This is a genomic window from Labilibaculum euxinicum (assembly GCF_963678175.1).
Taxonomy (GTDB): Bacteria; Bacteroidota; Bacteroidia; order Bacteroidales; family Marinifilaceae; genus Labilibaculum; species Labilibaculum euxinus.
The window spans coordinates 3,551,487-3,573,983 of record NZ_OY782756.1 but is presented as its reverse complement, the minus strand read 5'-3'; the positions used below and the strand labels follow the sequence as shown (position 1 = coordinate 3,573,983).

The following is a 22,497-nucleotide window of genomic DNA, read 5'->3' as shown; positions in this document are numbered from 1 at the left end:
TTACGCAATTATTGTTTTGTAGATTCGGGGACAAAATGTAATTGGGTGTTATTATGAACTAGTTGCAGAGCAAATAGTATAAATCTTACTGATAATGGAGAAATATAAAATAGTAAAAAATTATTTGTGCTGTGCAGGCATTGCCTTGTTGGCATCCTGTACGTCAACAGAAATATCCGGCAATTATACAATTTATCCTGAAAACCAAGAAAAAGACATTCATCCGGATACTCATCTTAAAATTACATTTGCCGGCCAACCCATCATAGGAAGCAAGGGTAAAATAAGGGTATTCGAAAGTCAGACCGATTCGTTGGTCGATCTAATTGATATGAGTATCCCGGCAGGACCAACCAAACCTGTCAAAAACCCGGAAGCGACTTATACATGCATCCCTTATCAATATTTGCCCGGTAAGTTTACCAATGCCAATACCAAGCCGGGTACTCCATCAGGCACAGCCTTAGCAACTGCAGATACATTTCAGTTGACCATTATTGGTGGTTTTACCGATGCTTTCCATTTTTATCCCATAATTGTTCATGAAAACACTGCCATTATCTCTTTGCACCATAATCTTTTGGAGTACAATAAAGACTACTATGTTTTAATTGACAGCAGTGTGGTTTCTTCAGCTAAGGGAAGCTTTAAAGGGATTTATAACAAAAATGTGTGGCGGTTCAGCACCAGTAAGAATCCTCCTGATTTAAGGTATAAAAAAATTATAGTGGATGATGAAGGGAATGGTGACTTTTCTACTTTGCAGGGAGCCCTTGATTACATTCCCAATGATTACAAAGACACAGTTGAAATTTTCATCAGGAACGGTTTGTATGATGAGCTGATCTATTTCAGGAATAAATCGAATATCATCATCAAAGGTGAAAACAGGGAGAAAACAGTAATTCAATATGCAAACAATGAAGTGTTCAATCCCCATCCATGGAATATAAAAACCAATGAATGGCCGGGTACTTTTCCTTCAAGAAGAGCCGCTTTTGCGATTGATAACTGTACAAATATTCAGTTGTTAAATTTAACAGTTAAAACTTTACTGCAAGGGCAGGCAGAAGGATTACTGATTAATGGAGATGAAATATTTGTTAAAGGAGTACATATTGTAGGCTCAGGCGATGCTTTACAAACCAATGGTTCGGCCTGCTTCGAAGATGTGAAAATTGACGGTGGCGGTGATATGATACTTGGACGGGGGCCTGCATTTTTCAAAGATTGCGATTTTTATTCTCCCGGACCTTTTATGTGGACAAGAAATACCAAGGCCAATCATGGGAATGTATTTCTGAATTGCCGTTTCACCGGTACAAATCCTAATGGAAGTACATTGGCCAGGGCTCCTGTTAATAAAGGTTTTGGTTATCCGTACAGCGAATGCGTGTTCATTAACTGTTCTCTTAAAAACATTCTGCCTAAAGGCTGGGGTACTGTTGGCGGAGAAACAAAAAATATGCACTACTGGGAATATAACAGCACCAATATCGATGATGGAAAACCAGTTGACCTTTCTCAGCGGGCTGATTTTTCGCGTCAGTTACGTTTGGATACTGATAAAGAATTGATTGAAAACTATTCCAATCCGCTTTTTGTTCTTGATGGCTGGAGTCCTTTTCTCAACAATTAATTAGATGTAAATTATCGGCGGGCACGATGCGCGTAACCGACTACAATCCGATGCTTATTTTATGAAATAAATGGAACTAAATAAAATTGAAAACATTATTAAAGGGATCAGACGGTATTATCCGGTATCTGATGATTCAATTGAAGCACTGGCAGGTTTATTAACCGAAATACATCTGCCTAAGCATCATTTGCTGACCAAAGCAGGGGTTAAAGACAATTTTGTATACTTTATAGAACAGGGATGTATGCGGACTTACTTTTTGGTTGACGGGAAAGAAATTACCAACTGGTTTAGCCGGGAAGGTGATATTACTTTTTCTTCAAGTTCATTGTATCACCGAACCCCGGGATTCGATTTTGTGGAGCTTCTTGAAGATTCGTGTGTATTTAGCCTGCCGATTGACGCTTTAAACGATTTTTACAAAACAGACATCGACATTGCAAATTGGTCCCGCACCATTCATCAGGAAGTATTGCTGAAAATGCAGAACCTGCGTATCGACAGGTTAAGCTTATCATCAAAAGAACGCTACGAAAAGTTTTACAACGAAAATCCTGATTTGTTTAGCCGGGTAAATTTGGGATATATTGCTTCCTATTTGGGGATGACCCAGCAACATTTAAGTACCATACGGGCGAATGGATGATTTTAAGATAGATGAAAAAATAATCGGCTGTTCTTCTCTATTTTTGAATTTCAAAAACAAATAAAATGAAAACTGAAATGCAAAAATGTTTGGATGGTGAAGTCTTTAACGCATCCAACGAGGAAAATCAAAGTCTAAGCTTAAAAATTCATTTGTATTGATTGTTACTATTTTGTAACTTATATGGTCAAGCTGAAAAGAAAAACGCACCAATTTTAAATTGGTTTTTGATTCGTATGGGATTATAAATTAACAAAAAATAAAGGATGAAAATTTTTAGGACGTTTGAGGAAATTATTGATTATGCAATCGATAAGGAGATGGATGAAGTAGAGTTTTACTCTGAGGTTGCAAGTCGAATGGACAGGAAACATGTGAAAGGCCTTTTTTGGGATATTGCTTTAGAGAAAACAGCCAGAATGCTTCGACTGGAGAAGATGAAGGATGCGAAACCGGAATTGAACCTGGATGAAATTAAGGATATGAAAATTACTGGTAGTCTTGAGGATGTAGATCACACCAGAAATGATTTAACCTATCAGGACGCACTGATTATTGCTATGAAAAAAGAAAAGGCAAAATTTAAATTTTATTTGAATATGGCGGAGAGTGCGGTTAATAAGGAGTGTAGAGAAGCTTTTTTGGCTTTGGCTAATGATGAGGCACGACAAAAGTTGAAATTTGAAATAGAATATGACGAACATATTTTAGTAGAGAATTGATTCAAAAAGCTGTAATGAGGAATTGTTGTTTTGACGTATGATAAAATCGAAATTCAGGCGAAGAATTTCGATTTTGCTTTTTTACGGTTCAATTATTGTAGATATTTTGTTTTCCAAGCGGACTTTAGTATTTTTGTTAGCTATTGTTAGTGAACTATAAATGTTTGAAATACAGATAATTAATGCATTATTTTTTTCGAAGTATCCTTCTGATATGTCTCCTTATTGGAGCAGTAAATTTTACGAAAGCTCAAACTACAAATGTTGAGTTGTCTAATAATAAGGTTGTTGTAGGTGGTCAAACCTGTTTTTTACATCTTGTAAAAGAAAAGCAAACCTTGTTTTCTATTAGTAGGGCATATGGTGTTGACCTTGCTGTTATTTTGCAGGTGAATCGAAAAACGGAAGCAACAGTTAATGTTGGTGAGGTTTTAAGAATTCCGGTTGTAGATTCAGAAACTGTTCTTTCTCCTGTTTTAGTGAAAAAGGAAGATGAGAAGTTCTTTTATCATATAGTAAAAAAGGGAGACACATTGTTTTCTTTGTATAAAAAATATGCTGTTGATATTGCATTGATAAAGGCCTCAAATCCAGAGATGGGGGACAATTTACGTTTGGGTACAGTCGTTAAAATCCCTAAGATTGTTAAAAAGCCACAACTTAATACTGTTCCTAAACATGATAAGAATTATTACTATTATGTGATAAAACAAGGGGATACAGAGTCTTCTATATCCCGTCGGTTTTTTATGAATCTGCGAAAATTCAAAAAGTTAAATCCAAAACTGAAAAGTACATCTTTAAAGATTGGCGATTGGGTTCGGATTCCCAGGTATTTGGTTCCTCCGGAATATTTTACGGAGAAGGAAGAACAAAAGGATACAATTGCAAAAAAATATCAGGTTGCAGATACTGTTGTTCCTAAAGTTGATTTAAAACCACTAAGTCAGAATAAAATACGGATAGCATTGTTTTTGCCATTGTATTTGGATGCGAATGATTCCATAAACAGAAGTATTTCCTATAAGGATACTATTGAAATTATTACGGAGAGAAATCCACGGATTTTATACAGTAAATCGCATGATTTCATTCGTTTCTACCAAGGTATTCTTTTGGCTGTTGATTCTCTCCAAAAAGAGGGGTTATCTGTAGATCTTCATGTTTTTGATACCGAAAAAAGTTCTGAACGAGTTCAACGAATTGTAGCTGGACTGCAGTATACTGAACTGGATTTTATGATAGGACCGGTATATCAAAATACATTCTCGATTGTGGCAGATTTTGCCCAAAAAAGACGAATCCCTGTTATTTCACCTCTTTCGCCAAAGAATTCAGAGCTCACAACAAATCCGTTCGTGATTCAAATGAATACTTCTATCCAGTCGATTTGTGGAAAAATATCCGACTATGTTTGTTTCGATTTGGATACAAGGAATTTAGTTGTTGTTCATCCTGATCGTTATGAACATTTGAATGAATTCCAGTTGGTTACAGACATAGAACGGAATATGTTTGAAAAAGGAAAGTACTGGGAAAATGGTGACATGACTTATAAGAAGATCTCATTTGATGAATATGGGCTTTTTGGAATTGAACGTATGTTGAGTGATACATGCGAAAATGTAATTTTGGTACCTTCTACCAAACAGCCATATGTTGAAAATATTATTTCCAATTTAAATGTTTTAAGTCAACGCTTTGATATTCGCTTAATGGGTTTTCCTGTATGGCAGCGATTTAACAGTTTGGATGCCGAGCTGTTCTACAATTTAAATCTAAGTGTAATAACTCCATACAATATTGATTATAAGGAGGCTAAAATTGATTTGTTTGTTTCGGATTTTAGAGAGAAATTTAAATGTGAACCGAATGATTTTAGTTTTAGGGGATTTGATTTGTGTCGATATTTCTCCAAGGCTGTAAGTCGGTATGGGCATAGTTTTCCTGATCATTTGAATGAATTGAAATTGGATTTGTTACAATCAAATTACCATTTTAAAAGAGTAAATGCGTTTGGAGGACTCGAAAATCAGGGTGTTCATCTAGTAAATTATTCGCGGGATTTTAAGATAAGACATTCCATTCCTAAATTTCAAAATACTTTTAACGTATCAGAATAGGGTAATTAAATTTAAAATAGGGAGTCGAATCTAAGTGATTCGGCTTTTTTTTATCCGAATACGGATAAATCATCCACAATAGGATGTCTTTTTTTAATAGGGAGAAAAGTCGTGTATTTACTGACTTTTTTCTATTTGTTTGAGCTTTTATCCAATATCGTAGATATGTGAGAATTTGCAGGTTTAGTGTATGGGTCAGATTGTGAGTCTGTTGTGGGGTGTGGTACGCGCTTTGGTTCTAACTATGTGTTAGTTATCTAAAGTCCTGTAATTATGAAAAAATATCTACTCTTGGGATTCCTATGGGTTATCTCAGTCATTATTGTACAAGCTCAAAATGCACCGCCAGTCTTAAATTCGGTATCGGGAGTTACGGTTGATAATTCTTTCACTTTGTTATTTACTGATGATGGTACATGGCAAAGTCTTATTTCTGAAATACGATATGGAGATGATGTTGTTGATCCATCTGCTTACGATGCAGGTACAACTTCAGGAGAAATTGTTTTTACTCCTTCTGCAAGTGTTTATTTTCAAAATGACACAACCTTAAATATTACTATTGTAACAGATGGAACCTACTTTGATGGTGTGTTTTCACAAACGATAGGGCACGGTACTGCAACAAAGTTTGTTATAACTACTCAGCCGACTGCTCCGGCTTCCAATGGCGGAGTTTTGGGAACACAGCCTGTAGTAAGCCTGCAGGATCAGTATAGCAATACTTGTACAAGCGATGGAACAAGTTCTGTGGGAGTTGTTGCCAGTGGGGCAAGTTGGGTTTTAGGCGGAACAACGCCTCAAACAGCATCATCGGGAGTGGTGACTTTTTCTGGTTTAACAGGGAGCAGCGCTGTTGCTGTTACCGGAGCTGCAATCACTTTTTCCTTGGATGGATTTTCCCTGATCTCCGATCCATTTGATATTCCAGTCAATGCTTATCCAACACTTACTGTACCAACAGATGCTACTGTTGATTCTGATTTTGATATTACTTTTACAGATGATGCAACATGGAGAACCGGCATCAGTGAAATTCGATATGGCACCGATGTTCTTCCTGTTGGAGCTTATGATAAGACAAGTGCGGATGCAATCACCATTAAGCCGTCTCAGTCAGGATTTTTGCAGGTTCCTGGTACGAAGAATCTGACCATTGTGTCCAGTGGATATGCTGATGCCGTTGAATCTTTGGAGATGAAGCATGGTGCTGCAACAAAGTTTGTTATAACTACTCAGCCGACTGCTCCGGCTTCCAATGGCGGAGTTTTGGGAACACAGCCTGTAGTAAGCCTGCAGGATCAGTATAGCAATACTTGTACAAGCGATGGAACAAGTTCTGTGGGAGTTGTTGCCAGTGGGGCGAGTTGGGTTTTAGGCGGAACAACGCCTCAAACAGCATCATCGGGAGTGGTGACTTTTTCTGGTTTAACAGGGAGCAGCGCTGTTGCTGTTACCGGAGCTGCAATCACTTTTTCCTTGGATGGATTTTCCCTGATCTCCGATCCATTTGATATTCCAGTCAATGCTCATCCAACACTTTCAGTGCCAACAGATGCTGCTGTTGATTCTGATTTTGATATTACTTTTACAGATGATGCAACATGGAGAACCGGCATCAGTGAAATTCGATATGGCACCGATGTTCTTCCTGTTGGAGCTTATGATAAAACAAGTGCAGATGCGATCACCATTAAGCCGTCTCAGTCAGGATTTTTGCAAACTCCCGGAACAAAGAATCTGACCATTGTGTCCAGTGGATATTCGGATGCTGTTGAATCTTTGGAGATGAAGCATGGTGCTGCAACAAAGTTTGTTATAACTACTCAGCCGACTGCTCCGGCTTCCAATGGCGGAGTTTTGGGAACACAGCCTGCAGTAAGTCTGCAGGATCAGTATAGTAATACTTGTACAAGCGATGGAACAAGTTCTGTGGGAGTTGTTGCCAGTGGGGCGAGTTGGGTTTTGGGCGGAACAACGCCTCAAACAGCATCATCGGGAGTCGTGATTTTTTCTGGTTTAACAGGGAGCAGCGCTGTTGCTGTTACCGGAGCTGCAATCACTTTTTCCTTGGATGGATTTTCCCTGATCTCCGATCCATTTGATATTCCAGTCAATGCTTATCCAACACTTACTGTACCAACAGATGCTGCTGTTGATTCTGATTTTGATATTACTTTTACAGATGATGCAACATGGAGAACCGGCATCAGTGAAATTCGATATGGCACCGATGTTCTTCCTGTTGGAGCTTATGATAAGACAAGTGCGGATGCAATCACCATTAAGCCGTCTCAGTCAGGATTTTTGCAAACTCCCGGAACAAAGAATCTGACCATTGTGTCCAGTGGATATTCGGATGCTGTTGAATCTTTGGAGATGAAGCATGGTGCTGCAGCTAATATTGTAATGGTTACTCAACCAACAGCTCCGGCTTCCAATGGCGGAGTTTTGGGAACACAACCTGTAGTTAAATTGCAGGATCAGTATGGTAATGACTGTACGGGTGATGGTGCAACACAGGTAATTGCAGCCGCTGATGCTTCCGGAGATTGGACTTTGGGGGGAACAGGCACTACTGTTTCTGCGGTAGGAGGAACTGTTTCGTTTTTCGGACTTACGGGAAGTAGTAATTTGGTTGTTAGTGGGGCATATTTAGTTTTTTCATCAGGCAGCTTGCCAACGCTCAATTCTGCTCCTTTTGATATTCCAGTCAATACTCCACCAACACTTAATGCTGCTACAGGAGCAACTGTTGATGATGTTTTTGAAATTTCATATTCAGATGACTCTAGCTGGGAATCAAGTATTGATTCGATTCGATTTAATGGAACAACCATTTCTGCAAGTGCATATTCTATAAATTCAACAACAAATAAAATTGTTTTTACACCTTCGGCAGATCCTTCACTGCAAACTGCTGCATCTGCCAGCTTGGAAATTTTTGTTGATAGCTACAGTCCTGCGAGTACAACCCAAAATATAGGACATGGTGCAGCAACTAAAATAGTTGTACAAACAGAACCTGTACCGTCCGGTGTGAATGGAAGTCTATTTACCATGCAGCCTGTTGTTGCTATTCAGGATCAATATAGTAACATTTGTACTTCGAATAGTACTGTTTCCATTACTGCCGGTGAAAATGATCCTGTTAACTGGACTTTAGGTGGAACTCCAATGGGCACTGTTGCGTCTGGAGTATTAAACTACACTGATTTATCTGCTAGCAGCGACGCTGCAGTTACAGGAGCTTATATTTCTTTTACAGCATCTGGATTAACAGGAGTAGCTTCGGCAACATTCGATCTGGGATTAAATTCACCTCCTGTATTAACAGCAGCTTCAGGTGTGACCGTTGATGGTGCATTTACGGTAACTTTTGCTGATGAAAACAGTTGGCAAAGTAAAATCAGTAGTATTAGTTATGGTGGTACAGAGATTGATGCTTCTGCTTACAATAAACTAACAAGTGGACAAATAATATTTGATCCATCCTTATCAACAGTATTGCAAACTGCAGGAACACAAGATTTCGTTTTTATTGCTGCAGGATTCTCAAATGCAGCTTTATCACAAACGATCGGTCATGGTGTACCTACCTCAATTAAAGTAAGTGTTGAACCAACAGCACCAACAAGCAATGGTGGTTTATTGGTGCAGCAACCAGCTGTTATTAGTCAGGATCAATATCTTAATTCATGCACTTCAGATAATGCAACGGCAATATCTGTAGTGAAGGGTGATGCTGGAAACTGGTCATTGGGTGGCTCACCCAATCAGACTTTAGTGGGAGGATCATTTACATATACTGATTTGTCTGCTACAAGCGATGCACCGGTTATTGGAGCTTATTTAACTTTTTCATCTGCTGGTTTTGCGGATGTTAATTCTGCAACTTTCGATATTCCTGTAAATGCTTCACCTGCTCTTTCTCCCGCAAATAATGCTACGGTTGATGGAGAATTTCAGATCACTTTTACAGATGATGCAACATGGAGGGGAAGTATAACTGATATTACATTTGATGGCAATTCTATTCCGGCAGCAGCCTATGATGCCACCAATGCAACTCGAATTATTTTTAAGCCTGTAGAATCAAATATATTACAAACTGCAGGCACAAAAGAAATCATTGTTATTTCCAGTGGCTTTGCTAATGATACTTTAAGTCAGGTGCTTGAGCATGGGGTTGCTGATGAGCTGTTCATGTTTACCCAGCCAGTTGGTCCTTCAGGCAATGGAGGTCAGCTTGCTACCCAGCCAGTAGTTCAATTGCGAGATCAATACGCAAATATTTGTACTACAGATAATACAAGTACTATTTCGGAAACAACCAGCGGTGGAACCTGGACGTTGGGAGGAACAAGGGGATTAACTGCCGGTTCAGGAGTATTTACTTATACAGATTTAACCGCAAGCAGTAGTGTTGAACTGACTACAGCCAGCATTACTTTTTCATCAGGAGTTTTAACCGATGTTGTATCTGCTGCGTTTACAATTCCCTCTTTGGATTCATCACCAACACTGCTTGCTTCTTCAACAGCAACAGTAGATGCAGGTTTTGAAATAAGTTTTGGTGCAAATGCAACTTGGCAGCTTGCCATTGATTCGATTAAGTACAACGGGAATTTAATAGCAGCAAGTGCTTATGATAAAACTCAATCCGGGAAGATTATTTTTGATCCGGCATTAGATTCTGATTTACAGATTTCGGGAACAGCTGATATGATAGTTTATGCACTTGGATATGATAATGCGAGTGTATCACAACAAATAAAGCATGGTGTGGCTACTGATATGGTAATTGTTTTGCAGCCGACAGCTCCTGTTGAGAATGGAGCATTGCTAGCTAATCAACCAGTGTTAACACTTCGGGATCAATATGCGAATGATTGTACCAGTGAAAATACAATTGAAATAACTGCAGCAAAAGGGGATGCAAATGTTTGGACTTTAGGAGGAACGTTGGTGAAAAAAGTAACCAATGGTTCAGTTAGTTTTACTGATCTGACAGCATCAAGCAATGCAGCTGTTACAGGAGCCTTTATTGCTTTTTCTACAACCGGATTAACAACGGTAAATTCAAACACTTTTAACATTCCTGATTTAAGTGCTTCGCCGGTATTAACTGCTGCAGATGCTGTTACCGTTGATTCAAATTTCGACATTACTTTTACTGATAATGCGGCCTGGAGAAGTCAGATTACTGAAATTAGATACGGAACTCAAGTGTTGCCTGCCGGAGCATACGATACTTCAACAGCAGGAGTAATAACATTTAAGCCAGCTGAGTCGGCTGTTTTGCAGACTGCAGCCAGCGAATATATTTTTATTACTTCTACATCATTCCTGAAAGATTCTGTTCTGCAGGCAATTGGTCATGGTGCAGCAACATCTATTGCAATAACAACTCAACCACAACAGCCTGCAAGCAATGCGGGTTTACTGCAAACTCAACCAGGAGTTAAAATACAAGATCAATATTTAAATGATTGTACAACGAACAGTGTACAAACTATCAATGCAAATGCAACAGGAGGAAGCTGGGTAGTAGAGGGAACTACTTCGTTAATGGTAACTAATGGGATTGTTGATTTTACCGATTTGACCGCCAGAAGTACGGATCTGGTATTTGATGCAACAATCACTTTTTCTGGCACAGGACTAACAAGCCAGGAGTCGGCGACATTTATTATTCCAGCACCTCTTATTGCTCCACCTCTTATTGCCTCAACAACTGCAACGGTTGATTCATTGTTTGATGTTACTTTCTCGGAAAATGCCGCTTGGCAGGGAGAAATTGATTCAATTTCTTACGGAGGAAACTTGCTGACAACTGATGTTTATGACAAAAGTCAAGCTGGGAAAATTGTTTTTGATCCTTCAAAAAGTACTGAATTACAAGTAACTGGAACGAAAGAAGTTTTAGTTTATTCAAGAGGATATCAAAATGCAGCAGTCAATCAGGAAATTAAACATGGTATTCCGGATACTATTTTTATTGACAGGCAGCCAACAGCACCGTTAGTGAATGGTGGTAATTTAGATACACAGCCAAGGGTTTCACTTCGGGATCAGTACAACAATAGTTGTTCAAGCAACAGTACATTTGAGATTTCTGTCGAAAATGGAGATGCACAGGCGTGGACATTAGGAGGAACTTTAACTCAAACTGTTTCGTCTGGTGTGCTCACTTATAGCGATTTAAGTGCTTCAAGTGAGACAGCCATTGCCGGAGCTTTTCTGAAATTTTCCGGTGCAGGAGTGGCTTCAGTGAACTCAGAGCCTTTTGATATTGTTGAGTTATTAAGTCCTCCTAACATTAATCCTGCATTTCTTGTAACGGTTGATTCCGATTTTACATTAAACTTTTTTGCCATTGACGATGCCTGGAAAAACAGCATTACGACCATCACCTACGAGGGAGATACCTTACCTTCTTCTGCTTATACGATAGCTGCGGAATCAATTACTTTTCATATTTCACAGGAAGTATTGCTGCAGAAGGCAGGAACATTCAGTATTGTAATCCATTCTTTGGGTTATACTAATGTAATTGTGGAACAAGAGGTTGGACACGGAGCAATTGCAGGTATGGAGATAACCCAGCAACCCTTAGCTCCATTAACCAATGGTGATGTTCTTGATCAGCAGCCTGTTTTGCAATTTTTGGATCAATATGCCAATGTATGCACTTCCGAAATTCAAAAGAGTATTGCTGTTGAAAAGAATGATAGCGGAGACTGGAATTTAGCCGGAACCGTTGAGCAAACAGCAACAGATGGAATTGTTACATTTACTGATTTGTCGGCATACAGCACGGCTCCGGTAAGTGGTGCTGAATTGAAATTTATTGCTGCGGATTTAACTGCAGTTGTCTCTGCACCTTTTGATATTCCGGATGTTAGCAGTTCTCCGGTTCTAAGCGCTGCAATTGGTGCAACTGTTGATAATCCGTTTAAAGTTACTTTTACTGAGGATTCTGTTTGGAGAAGCCGTATTAATGTGGTGACTGTTAACGACAGTGTATTGAGTGCTGCGAGTTATAATGCGGGTCAGGCCGGAGAGTTGGAGTTGATTCCTTCTGAATCAGAGTTTCTGCAAAAAAGCGGATCATTTCAGATTATTGTGCAGTCCCGGGGGTTTGCTCACGATACAGTTCAGCAGGAGATCAATCACGGTATAGCAGATAGTTTACTGATCACAACTCAGCCGTCAGATCCTGCAAATAATGGTGAATTATTATCTCAGCAACCTGTTTTAAAATTAAGTGATCAATACCTAAATGACTGTACCGGAGATAATCTTACGCAGGTAAATGTGGTTAAATATGATCAGAAAGCCTGGACTTTATCAGGAACTCTTCAAGCTCAATCGGTAAGTGGTGTAGTTAGTTTTACTGATTTAACTGCAACAAGCGAAATTGCAATAGATTCAGCTTACCTTCAGTTTTCATTTGATAAAGACACGGTAATTTCTGCTTTGTTTAAGATTCCTGTTCCGGTTATTGAGCTGACTGCAGCATTAAATGTGACAGTGGATAATGAATTCACAATACAGGCAAGTGACAATGCCAGTTGGAGAGATTCAATATCGGCCATATCATTTGCCGGCGAAACTTTAGTCGATACTTCTTACTTGATCGAAGCCGGAGGTATTACTTTCTATCCAGATAGGGATTCGATATTACAGATTGCAAGAACTGATACAATCATAATTGTTGCCAATGGATATGCAAATGCATTGGTTGAGCAAGAAATTGGACATGGAATAGCGACAGAAATGGTGATGATCGACCAGCCTATTGGCCCTGAAAATAACGGAGATACTCTCGCACAGCAACCCAAACTTCAATTGAAGGATCGGTATAAAAACAATTGTGAAAAAGACAATGCAACTCAAATTTTAGCTTCTAAATATTCCGATGGTTCGGAAGCCGATGTGGTTGATTTGTGGGATTTAGGAGGAACCAAAACCATAACTGCTGTTGGAGGTTTGGTAACTTATCTGAATTTGACTGCAACCAGTGAAAACCGGGTAGAAGGAGCGCGTTTGCTGTTTACTTCCGATGCATTACCGAATGTTGTTTCTGATAGTTTCGATATTGTAATTCCACCACCGCCGGTTATTGTGGGAGCTGTTGATGCTAATGTTGATGAAAGTTTCCATGTAGAATTTACCGATAACAAAACATGGCGGTCGCTGATTTTTGATATCCGGTACGGAATAAGAAGTTTGGAGGGGAATTACGATATTTCTGAGCCTGGGAAAATTACGTTTGATCCAACCGTGACTTCTATTCTTCAAAAATCAGGAGTTGATTCGATGTATATTTATTCCGGGAACTATGATACTGTCCGGTTTGAACAAACCATACATCACGGGAAATCGAAATATCTGGTAATTGTCAAAGAGCCATCCGCTCCACTCAAAAATGGAGAGGTATTGCTCAGACAACCACAACTTAAGTTGCAGGATCAGTTTCGAAATAATTGTGTTACCGATAATGAAACACCTGTAGCTGTTAAAAAAGGTGACGATGGAGATTGGTCACTTGCAGGAACTTTTACTCAGATTGCTGTTGATGGTATGGTTAAGTATACAGATCTAACTGCAACAAGTGAAAGGGAAGTGGAAGGAGCACGTTTGGTGTTTGAAGGTACGGGAATAATTCCAAAATTATCTCAGTCGTTCACAATTCCGGAACCGCAGGTCAATAGGGCAGGCGAAGCCAGGGCAAATCCTGAATTGGTTTGTTATGGTGCCAGTTCAAGTATTACTCTTGTTGGTTTTGATGGCCTTATTCAGTGGCAAAAGTACGATGAGTTGAATGATATTTACGAAGATGTTGCCGGCGAAAATTCGGAAATTTTTATATCCGATGAAGTGGTACAAAATGCCAGATACAGAGCAATGGTTTCGAAAGATGGTTTTACAACTCAATATTCTAATTCCGTAAGTGTGAGTCCAATTGAGCCACCTTTAGCCGATTTCACATTCAATATTGATTACAATCGGGTTGATTTTACAAACTTAAGTGTTAATGCAACAGATATAGTTTGGGATTTTGGGGACGGAATCATTAGCAGTGAGTTTGAGCCAAGCCATTCGTTTGTTTTGGATAACGCAAATGGATCGGGGTATGTGGTTAGCTTAACGGCTTCGAACGATGCATGTCCGGATAGTAAAAAATCTCAGCAGGTATTCATTACAACTGGTATCGAAGATTTAATAGCAGAAACCGGGGTAGTGGTTTATCCAAATCCAAGTCGGGGAGAATTTTTCATCGAGATTTCAAATTCTGATCAGGATGGAATTTTGAGAATATTCGATCAGGCAGGGAAATTGGTTGCTGCCCGCAATATTGAGAATGGCCTTCGCAATAATAGAATTGCTTTCGATCTAAAAAATCTGACGGGAGGTATCTATTTCTTAACCATTCAGTATCCTGATAAAGTTGTACGAACAAAACTGATTATTCAATAAAATAGAAACGGGCTTTCCAATTTGGAAAGCCCGCTTTTTTTAATCTAACAATCGGACCACTACTAGTCCAGTGATCGGACTACTGCTTGTCCAGTGATCGGACTACTGCTTGTCCGGTGATCGGACTACTGCTTGTCCGGTGATCGGAGTAATGCATAGAAAACTAATAGGTCAAATTGCTTATTCGAATTCAGCCATTGTTTTCTTAATGATATCAATAGCTTCTCTCAATTGTTCCTCATTAATTGTCAATGGAGGAGCAAAACGGATAATATGACCATGAGTTGGTTTTGCAAGCATTCCGTTATCGCGTAAACGCATGCAAACATCCCATGCTGTTTTACCACCTTTAGGTTTGATTACAACTGCGTTAAGTAATCCTTTACCACGAACAAGTTCAATCATGTCTGATTTAACTGCCTGTAATTCTTCACGGAAGATTTTACCCATAGCTTCAGCATTTTCAGCTAATTTTTCTTCTTTAACAACGGTTAATGCCGCCATTGCTACTTCGCAGGCGATTGGGTTACCACCAAATGTAGAACCGTGCTCACCTGGTTTGATGCATAGCATGATTTCATCATCAGCCAATACCGCAGATACAGGCACAACACCACCTGAGATTGCTTTTCCAAGAATTAATACATCAGGGCGAACACCTTCATGATCAACCGCTAATAATTTACCTGTTCTGGCAATACCGGTTTGAACTTCATCAGCAACAAATAGTACATTATTTGCTTTACAAAGATCCGATGCTTTTTTCAAGAAACCATCCTCAGGAACGTAAACTCCGGCTTCACCTTGAATTGGTTCAACAAGGAATGCACATACATTTGGATCTTTCAATTCTTTTTCAAGAGCTTCAATGTCATTGTAAGGAATTACAACAAAACCTGGCGTAAAAGGCCCGAAACCTTTGTATGAATCCGGATCGGTCGACATAGAAATTATAGTAATTGTACGTCCGTGGAAGTTCCCGTCGCAGACAATAATTTTTGCTTCGTTGTCAGGAATACCTTTTACGTCATATCCCCAGCGACGCACTAATTTAAGTGCAGTTTCGTCGGCTTCGGCACCGGTATTCATTGGCAATACCTTGTCGTATCCAAAATATTTAGTTACAAATTCCTCGTATTTACCTAAGTTGTTGCTGTAAAAAGCGCGAGAGGTAAGAGTCAGTTTTTGAGCTTGTTCAATTAAAGCGTTCACAATCTTTGGATGACAGTGACCTTGATTAACGGCAGAATATGCAGACAAAAAATCAAAATATCTTTTCCCGTCAGTATCCCAAACATATACACCTTCTCCACGTTCAAGAACTACTGGAAGTGGATGATAGTTGTGAGCACCAAATTTGGATTCCTTCTCCATGTAATCTTTCGCAGTCATGGATGTTGTTGCATTTGTCATAATTACAATGTTTAAAAGATTTGTTTGTTTGGATTGAGTTCTTGCAATCCAGTATGCCAAATTTGCAATTATTTTTTTATAAACCAATACTTTTGAGATGTTTTTTAATCTTTCCAATAAAATTAATTTGAAAGAATACTCTTATCATAAGGTCATTTATTAAAATGTGTCTGATTTTATGATTAGGAGTTAGAGCTGTTCTCCCAATGAAAACAGTCTGTTTGATTTATGGGAGGAATTTTGCCATTGATTCCAGTAAATCTCCTTTTTTAATCGGTTTTGATAAGTGGTCGGAACAGCCTGCTTGAATTGATTTTTCTTTGTCCCCAATAAGTGCGTACGCTGTTTGTGCAATAACAATTAGGTTAGGTCTTTTTTCTTTGATGATTGCAGTGGCCTCTAATCCATTGATTTGTGGCAGGTTAATATCCATTAATACAATGTTTATCTCAGGATTTTGCAGGCACGAATTAATTACTTCTTGTCCGTTTTTTGCCCATAGAATATTAATGTTTGTTCTTTGAAGATAAGCTTCAAGGATTTTAAAATTGGTGGTTTGATCTTCGGCAATAATAACGGTGTAGTTTTCCCAGTTGTAAGACTCTGGAGAGTGATCTTCTTCGTGCTGGTTGTCAGAAGTTAAGATGTTTGGAATTGTAAAGTTAATTGTTGTTCCTAAATTGTTTTCAGAAACAAACCAAATCTTTCCACCTAGTAATTCCAGTTCCAGTCGTGAAATATACATGCCTAAACCAGTGCCGCCATAATATTTTTGTCCTGATTCATCAACTTGTCTGAATCGTTTAAATACTCGATTTTCATATTTGGAAGGAATACCAACTCCGGTATCGGTAACCGAAAAGTGAATTGTGTCTTTTATTATTTTGTAGGAACATGTAATGCTTCCTGTTTCTGTAAACTTTATTGCGTTGTGTATTAGGTTTTTAAATATGCTTCTGATTTTAATCTGATCTGACTTTATCACATCGTTTGTGGAATCAAGATCAAAATTAAAAATTAGGTCAATATGTTCTTTGTTGTTTTCTTTCAGCAGGTTTAGGCTGTTCTCTTTTATGTCCAAAAGCATTTGATTGAGATGAAAATTTCTCTTAATTGGTCTTGATACACGACTTTCAAGCATCGATACTTTTAATAGGTCTTCAATAATGCGCAGCAGTTGTAAGCCTGATGTTTTTATTGCAGTTGCAAATTTACTAACGTTGTCCTTTTCATTGCTTGTTTCCAATAGTTCAGAAAAACCTATAATCGAGTTTAAAGGAGTTCTTAGTTCATGGCTCATATTTTCCAAAAAAGAATTTTTTAGATTTTCGGCATCAAGAGCTTTGCTCCAGGCTTTTGCAATTTCAAACTCTTTTATTTTAGTTTCGGTAATATCTTGGAAAAGAACTTCTTCTATTAGGCCTTCCAGATTGTCATTATATACTTCTCCGGTTATTTTACCAAGTCTTAGTTCTCCATTTTTAAAAAATCGAAATTCAATCTCTATTGTTTGCTTTGCCATTTGTTGCAGTGAGACTAAAAAGAACTCAAGATCTTCAGGATGGATGTGTTTAATTAAATTTTGTCTGTTAGGTGTAAAGTTTGGGGTATCGTAGCCTAAAATAGAATAGGTGATGTTTGACCACCACATTTCATTTGAGTTATAAGTGTAGATCCAATAGCCAATACCAGCAATCCGATGAATTTTTTCTAGTTGCCTAATTTGTGTAGAAGTATCAAGTTTCATGCTGATTAAATTAATTTAGTAATTATGTCAATGTGTGTGTTGATATTGTGTTTTATACTTGTTTGTTACGATGTATTTTACTGTAAGGTTATGATTATTGTGCTAAGTTTATTCGATGCAACAAACTTTCTGAAACAATAAGTAAAATACAAAACAGAACAAAATGTTTCCAATATTGCTTTCCATTACTTTGTTCGTTATAAATGTCAGATAGTTTCATTTTTTCGGGAGAATTAAGCGAAATGGGTAATAATTGTGACTTTATTTGTGATTTTAGTTCATCTGGTGTGAAATATTCAGGATCTGATTCTGTTCTTGAGTAATTAAAAGAGCAGGAATAGATTATTGAATCATTTCTGGATATCAAATAGTTTTCGGCTTTAGTAATTTGTTCTCGAGTGTAGAGAAGCGTTCCCTTATCAAAGTTATTTTCTTGATCGGGGATGATATCTGTCTGATTCTTTTTGTTGATGATATGAAACGATTCGTTGGATAAGTTATGCTCAAATGAATTGATTCTTATAGGTGTTTTGTTGCCCAAAGTGTAGTATAAAGAATGATTGTTACTACTGTAACGGGTTAAATTAATAACTGTAGGTACGAAAATTGGATGTGTAATTAAATTGGTCCATTCTGGGTTTAACTGCATGGTAAGCTGATAGAAATAACCGTTTCCATATTTTATTTTTAGTAATAGATTGTCGCCGGCCTGAGTTCTCCATATATTTTCTACTAAATTATTTTTTGACTGACCTAATTTGTAATGCTTGTAAATATCCGGTAGTCTGGCATCAGTCTTAATTTCCTTGAATACATTTTGGTAAAGTTCAGAGTTTAGTTCAATAATTGACAGCTTTTGTTTGTTTGAATCAATTTCTATTAATTGAGGAGCCGAAATTTCATCAAGCAATGCATTTACTGACTGATCAGGCTCACTGCTTGGAATAAACAGGACATGCCCTCCGTTAGACAGGTAATTTTTTATGGTTCGACTGAAACCACTTTCCATTTCTTGAATTTCATTCAAAATAAGCAGTTGATAATTATCTAAATTTTCATTGAAAATACTGGATTTGTCATGGTTTTTAAATTCTAATGTTTCTGCGCCTGAAAATAATTTGTTCAGATATTTGTTGGGGCCATTCTGATTTATAGATACGATTTGAATCTTATCATTAATTGAATATGAGAAATAGAATTTGTTGTCGTAGGTGATAGGAAAGTCATTGATTTCAACCATTCCCTGATAAATTCCTGATTTGTGATTTACGTATTTCAGGCTGATAATTTTCTTTGAATTTCTATCAATATCAAAGCTGGAAACGGATTTTGTACTGTCGTTGATACTTAGTTTAACAGGTATTTTCTGATAGTTTTGATTCGAAGTATTTACAACTCTGATAAAGAGTTCCTGACTTTGTTTTATTTGATGATAAGGCTTGTCAAACCAACAGGAATCAATTAGTAAATTGTTTGATCGCTGTACCGAAAGAGGTAGGAAGGTAATTGAATTTGTACTGTCAGTTTTAATGTTTTCAATATCGCTTTGCACTTTTTGAAAATCGGAGAACACGTAGAGATGGGAATTATTACCGGCATTATTAATTTGTATCTTTTTAATTTGTTCTGAAAGTAAAACGGGGATTGGCGAAGGGTTTATGTCCATAACTCTGGCTATCGCCTGTTGTTTGTTTAAATTTGAGGTGAAGGGAAAAAAATTATTATTGTAAATTCTAATTTTAGAATAGTTGGGGTAGCTGTTAATTAATTCAATGGCTTTATTTTTTGCTGTTTCTAAAGCATTGCCGCTTTCTGTTTCGGCATTCATACTAAATGAATTGTCGATATAAATCGTAAAGTATTCGTTTTGCTGCAATCCCTTATTTTGATTGTTTTCGTTGGGAATATAAGGTTGTGAAAAGGCAATAATAATGCAGGCCAAGGCAAGAAGTCTAAGCAGGAGAAGCAACCATTTTTTCACTTTCGACCGGCGCTTATTTTCAATATTCAGGTTTTTAAGAAACTTTAAATTGCTGAAATATATTTTCTTAAATCTCTTGAAATTAAAAAGATGTATAATAATAGGAAGTAGAAGGGCTAATAGAGCCCAAAGAACCTCGGGATGTAAAAAATGAAACATATTTAAGCTTTGTTTTTATCGTTACACTAAATTACTGATTGATGATAAGCTATTGGCTAGAATTTAGCGGTAAGCTTCAAGTTAATTTTTCTTGATGTAAGGTAATTAGGAATCGCATATTGATTTCCCGATACATCGTTAATCCATAAATAGGATATTGTATTATTTATATCCAAAACATTGAAAACTTCCAGACTTATCCACATCGATTTAAAATGTCTTAATAAACCAGTTTTGTATTTGGTATTCTCATCGAGCAATATTTTAGAAAAACCCAAATCAATCCTTCTGTAATTAGGCATTCTAAAGCTCTCACCATTCTTTCCTTTTTTAGGAGTCCAAACTGGTAGTTTTCCTCCGTAGAATAGACTTAAATGCATTTTATAGGATGGGTTGTTTGGTAAATAATCTTGAAAAAACATCGAAAAATTTACCCGTTCGTCTGTTGGTCTGGGTAAATAACCAAGTTCATCACCTATGATATCTTCTTCCGTTTTCATTATTGATAAACTTGCCCATGATTCAGTTCCCGGAACAAATTCACCATTAATTCTTAAATCCAAACCAGTGGCATAGCCTTTCGATTTTTTGTCACCATAGTATCGAATCCGAACATTTTCAATGTCATAAGGAGTTAATGATTTCAGATCTTTATAGTACAATTCGCTTGAGAATTTGAACGGGCGGTTCCATGCTTTAAAGTAATATTCCTGACCTAAAACATAATGAATTGATTTTTGCAGATTCACATTGGTGCTAATCTGACCATTGTTAGTCAGCATTTCGCGGTACGATGGCGTTTGCTGGTAGTAACCGGTGGCAAAACGAAATTTAACTTTTTTTTGCCAGTTGGGAATGTAGTTGACAGATGCCCGGGGAGAGCAGAAGCTTTCAGTATTGTAATCCCAAAAATGATATCTCAGTCCTCCGGTTATCTGAAACTCGCCTTTGCTGTTTTGAAATACATAAGTGCCCTGAGCGAAGGATGTAATGTGATTGCTGCTAATTTTATTAACTGCATTTTTCATGTATGCCAGTGATACTTCAGAATCTGAAACGGGAATTGAATAACCTGCTGAATCCTGATATTGCCATTCGTTAATCTGATCATCAACTTCTTCATGTTTTCCACCAATTCCCCATTGAATAAATAAATTGTTTCTGCTGTGATCACCTTTTATATCAATTGTGCTCACTTTTTTACTCAGTTTATTTCTTGTGTGATCGATAAAAGTTCCTACACCCAGATTCTCTAAGCTTTCCGATGAACTTCCTCCTTGCGATACAAATAAATCACTGAGGTAATATTGTCCCATGATATCGAAAGTTTCTTTTTCTGTTGTTTCGTATCTGCTGGCTATAACACGGTACAAGGACTTACTGTTCGGATGGAATTTTAATGTGAGTGCTTGAATATTAGTTTCGTATTTGTCCTTTTCCTTGCCATCGAAATAGATTTTAAGTTGCAGTGCCTCACTGATTGTTCCAAAAGATGTATTTCTGGTTTCCGGCTTAAAATTGTAATTGTTTCGGCTTAAACTTCCCCACAAATGCATGCTGAACGATGAGGAAAAACGATAATTTACCAGTGCCTGAACGTCTGTGTAATTTGGTTTGTATTCCCCTTTTGTGTCCAAAGAATTTAGCAGATATGCATTTGTTTTGTATCGGATACCAGCTAAATAGGTTAGCTTGTTGTTTTTATTGCTGTTGGCAAAGTGAAAAGAACTCCCCAGCAAACTAGCTTCAGCAGAAGCTTCAAATTTATTTGGTATTTTGTATTTTACATCCAAAACAGAAGAAAGCTTATCTCCGTATTTTGCATCATATCCTCCGGAAGAAAACTGAATGGATGAGACTAAATCGGGATTAATAACACTCAATCCTTCCTGCTGACCTGATCGAACCAAATTAGGACGGTAAATTTCTACATCGTTAATGTATACAAGATTTTCATCGAAATTACCTCCTCTAACTGAATACTGAGAGCTTAATTCATTATTTGAACTTACACCCGGCAGGGTTTTAATTATTTGTTCTACAGCACCATTTCCTGTTACAGGAAGTTGTTCCAGTTGCTTGGTACTGATACTAATGTTTTTATCTGTTATGGTTTTTTTTGAATCAACAGTAACTTCTTTTAATTGTTCCTGTTTTACTATTAATATAGGATTGAACAATTTTATTTCCTCATTCAGTAACTGGAAATTCATTTCAATATTTTGATAACTAATGTGCGATATTTTTAAGGTAAATGTACTATTTGAGGGGACCTTAATGGAGTAATTTCCATTTGTATCGCTGATTGTATATTGTGAAATTGGTTCAATTTGAATATGAGCGCCAGCAATCTTGTTCTGTTTGTTGTCAGTAATTTTTCCTTTAATAATAGCATTCTGTTGCGCTTCTAATTGTAGTGGAAGCAATAAGCAAAGTAAAAGAATTAATCGATATGTTAATTGAACCATAATGGTATACAGCCTGTTAAGTTCTGATGTCAGATAAAATATTGAGAATTACTAAAACACCAAGATACAAAGCAATTCTAAATAAAGGAATAGTTTCCATAAAATATAAA

At 37.5% G+C, this 22,497-nt stretch carries 9 protein-coding genes; 5 read left to right on the top strand and 4 right to left on the bottom strand.

The genetic code is table 11. The annotated features are described in order from the left end of the window. Window positions 1-94 precede the first annotated feature (94 nt). The 5 genes from ACY0M5_RS14325 to ACY0M5_RS14305 all read left to right on the top strand — a co-directional run bounded on the left by ACY0M5_RS14325 (window position 95) and on the right by ACY0M5_RS14305 (window position 14,619). Window positions 95-1,639, top strand: coding sequence for a pectinesterase family protein (locus tag ACY0M5_RS14325; protein WP_461629607.1), 1,545 nt, complete (start codon window positions 95-97; stop codon window positions 1,637-1,639). Window positions 1,640-1,709: 70 nt separating this feature from the next. Continuing rightward, complete coding sequence (locus ACY0M5_RS14320) at window positions 1,710-2,288, top strand: Crp/Fnr family transcriptional regulator (protein WP_461629606.1); 579 nt, start codon at window positions 1,710-1,712, stop codon at window positions 2,286-2,288. Between the two features lie 266 nt (window positions 2,289-2,554). Then, window positions 2,555-3,010 carry a ferritin-like domain-containing protein gene (locus tag ACY0M5_RS14315; protein ID WP_156196651.1) on the top strand — a complete coding sequence of 152 codons (456 nt, stop codon included), beginning with the start codon at window positions 2,555-2,557 and terminating at the stop codon, window positions 3,008-3,010. Between the two features lie 182 nt (window positions 3,011-3,192). Next, entirely contained in the window at window positions 3,193-5,133 is a 1,941-nt protein-coding gene (locus tag ACY0M5_RS14310) for a PBP1 and LysM peptidoglycan-binding domain-containing protein (protein ID WP_461629605.1), read from the top strand. Between the two features lie 273 nt (window positions 5,134-5,406). Beyond that, complete coding sequence (locus tag ACY0M5_RS14305; protein ID WP_461629604.1) at window positions 5,407-14,619, top strand: hemoblobin-interacting domain-containing protein; 9,213 nt, start codon at window positions 5,407-5,409, stop codon at window positions 14,617-14,619. A 180-nt stretch (window positions 14,620-14,799) separates the two neighbouring features. On the opposite strand, the gene rocD is transcribed toward ACY0M5_RS14305, so the two are convergent. The 4 genes from rocD to ACY0M5_RS14285 form a co-directional block, all read right to left on the bottom strand. Further along, the gene (rocD, locus tag ACY0M5_RS14300) at window positions 14,800-16,149 is read right to left on the bottom strand and encodes an ornithine--oxo-acid transaminase (RefSeq protein WP_306599147.1); all 1,350 of its coding nucleotides are present in this window, start codon (window positions 16,147-16,149) and stop codon (window positions 14,800-14,802) included. 109 nt (window positions 16,150-16,258) lie between these two features. Beyond that, window positions 16,259-17,779 carry a PAS domain-containing hybrid sensor histidine kinase/response regulator gene (locus ACY0M5_RS14295; RefSeq protein WP_124994451.1) on the bottom strand — a complete coding sequence of 507 codons (1,521 nt, stop codon included), beginning with the start codon at window positions 17,777-17,779 and terminating at the stop codon, window positions 16,259-16,261. 94 nt (window positions 17,780-17,873) lie between these two features. Then, window positions 17,874-19,919 carry a vWA domain-containing protein gene (locus tag ACY0M5_RS14290; protein ID WP_461629603.1) on the bottom strand — a complete coding sequence of 682 codons (2,046 nt, stop codon included), beginning with the start codon at window positions 19,917-19,919 and terminating at the stop codon, window positions 17,874-17,876. Window positions 19,920-19,975: 56 nt separating this feature from the next. Continuing rightward, window positions 19,976-22,387 carry a TonB-dependent receptor gene (locus ACY0M5_RS14285; protein WP_461629602.1) on the bottom strand — a complete coding sequence of 804 codons (2,412 nt, stop codon included), beginning with the start codon at window positions 22,385-22,387 and terminating at the stop codon, window positions 19,976-19,978. Between the last annotated feature and the right edge of the window lie 110 nt (window positions 22,388-22,497).

Coding starts and splice junctions, on each gene's coding strand:
- ACY0M5_RS14325 (WP_461629607.1), top strand. CDS start 95: ATGGAGAAATATAAAATAGTAAAAAATTATTTGTGCTGTGCAGGCATT.
- ACY0M5_RS14320 (WP_461629606.1), top strand. CDS start 1,710: ATGGAACTAAATAAAATTGAAAACATTATTAAAGGGATCAGACGGTAT.
- ACY0M5_RS14315 (WP_156196651.1), top strand. CDS start 2,555: ATGAAAATTTTTAGGACGTTTGAGGAAATTATTGATTATGCAATCGAT.
- ACY0M5_RS14310 (WP_461629605.1), top strand. CDS start 3,193: ATGCATTATTTTTTTCGAAGTATCCTTCTGATATGTCTCCTTATTGGA.
- ACY0M5_RS14305 (WP_461629604.1), top strand. CDS start 5,407: ATGAAAAAATATCTACTCTTGGGATTCCTATGGGTTATCTCAGTCATT.
- ACY0M5_RS14295 (WP_124994451.1), bottom strand. CDS start 17,779: ATGAAACTTGATACTTCTACACAAATTAGGCAACTAGAAAAAATTCAT.
- ACY0M5_RS14290 (WP_461629603.1), bottom strand. CDS start 19,919: ATGTTTCATTTTTTACATCCCGAGGTTCTTTGGGCTCTATTAGCCCTT.
- ACY0M5_RS14285 (WP_461629602.1), bottom strand. CDS start 22,387: ATGGTTCAATTAACATATCGATTAATTCTTTTACTTTGCTTATTGCTT.